This is a genomic window from Streptococcus sp. HMSC10E12 (assembly GCF_001807855.1).
In the GTDB taxonomy this organism is placed as follows: Bacteria; Bacillota; Bacilli; order Lactobacillales; family Streptococcaceae; genus Streptococcus; species Streptococcus salivarius.
In genome coordinates this window covers 1-1,483 of the sequence record NZ_KV791131.1, presented here as the reverse complement: position 1 = coordinate 1,483, position 1,483 = coordinate 1, and the positions used below count along the sequence as shown (strand labels likewise).

General features: G+C 33.6%; 1 pseudogene. It reads left to right on the top strand.

Going from position 1 to position 1,483, the window contains the following annotated elements:
- The first annotated feature begins 198 nt into the window (after positions 1–198).
- A pseudogene (locus HMPREF3112_RS11205) lies at positions 199–1,465 on the top strand (IS3 family transposase).
- Positions 1,466–1,483 lie beyond the last annotated feature (18 nt).

The following is a 1,483-nucleotide window of genomic DNA, read 5'->3' as shown; positions in this document are numbered from 1 at the left end:
CCATAAAAAATAAGAGAATAAAAGAGGTAGCAATTATGTGGAATTGGACAAGATTTTTTTTAGGACATTAATCAACTTCTATTAAAATCAAATAATATAACTTAAAAGAGATTGTTAAAAATTAATGACTCCTAATACACTGATGAACTGCACCCCAAAAGTTAGACAGAAAAAATCTAACTTTTGGGGTGTTTTATTATGAAATTGAGTTATGACGATAAAGTTCAGATTTATGAACTAAGAAAACAAGGACAAAGCTTCAAACAGCTTTCAAAAAAATTTGATGTGGATGTTTCTGGTCTAAAGTACATGGTGAAATTAATTGATCGTTACGGAGTAGAAATTGTCAAGAAAGGTAAGAATTGTTACTATTCTCCAGAACTAAAACAAGAAATGATTGATAAAGTCCTACTTGAAGGTCGTTCACGAAAAAGTGTATCTTTAGATTATGCTCTACCGAATCCTTCGCTATTGACAAATTGGACAGCACAATACAAGAAAAATGGGTATACTATTGTTGAGAAAACAAGAGGGGGAGCACCTAAAATGGGACGTAAACATAAGAAATCTTGGGAAGAAATGACAGAACTAGAGCGACTCCAAGAGGAGAATGAACGCTTACGTACCGAGGTGGCTTACCTAAAAAAGTTAAAAGAGCTAGAAGACAGGGACGAAGCCTTACAGCGAGAAAAGCAGAGACAATTAGAGAAATGGCTTCAGGAGGATTTCGACTAGATTTGCTTCTTGAAACGGCTCGTTTACCTCGCTCAACTTACTACTATCAGTTGAAGCAACTGGAGGGGCTTGACAAAGAGAAATAGTTTAAAGACGAAATTCAGACAATTTATTATGAGCATAAAGGAAATTATGGTTATCGTCGAATGACTCTTAAATTGGGAAAACATGGCTTTGTGATAAATCATAAAAAGATCCAACGTTTGATGAAAGTTCTTGGCTTAATCGCTAGAATACGTCGTAAACGGAAGTATTATTCCTACCAAAGATAGGTTCGCAAGAAAGCATAGAATCTTAATCATCACCTATTTGAAACATCAAAAATCAATGAAAAGAATGCTACTCAGATGTGACAGAATTTGCCATTCCAGTAAACAGCTAAAAACTCTATTTGTCGCTAATTTTAGATAACGTTAATAGCGAAATTATTACCTATAATCTTTCTACGTCATCGAACTTGTTACAGCTAGAACAAAACATTACAGAGAAATAGTACAGATAATAGTATGATGGAAACCTTATTCGGCATCTTTAAGTCTGAGATGTTTAACGATTCCGAAAAGAGATTTAAGTCGAATAAGTAAATTGGAACAAGCTAGACCATTTTTCTTATTAACGAATCAAGGTAAAACTAAAAGGACTTGGTCCTGTAAAATACAGAACTAAGTCCTTTACTTATTTCTCTTGTTTCCTTTTTTATTTTATGTTCCTTTCTTTTTTAACGAGATGATTGCACTATGCCTTAAGC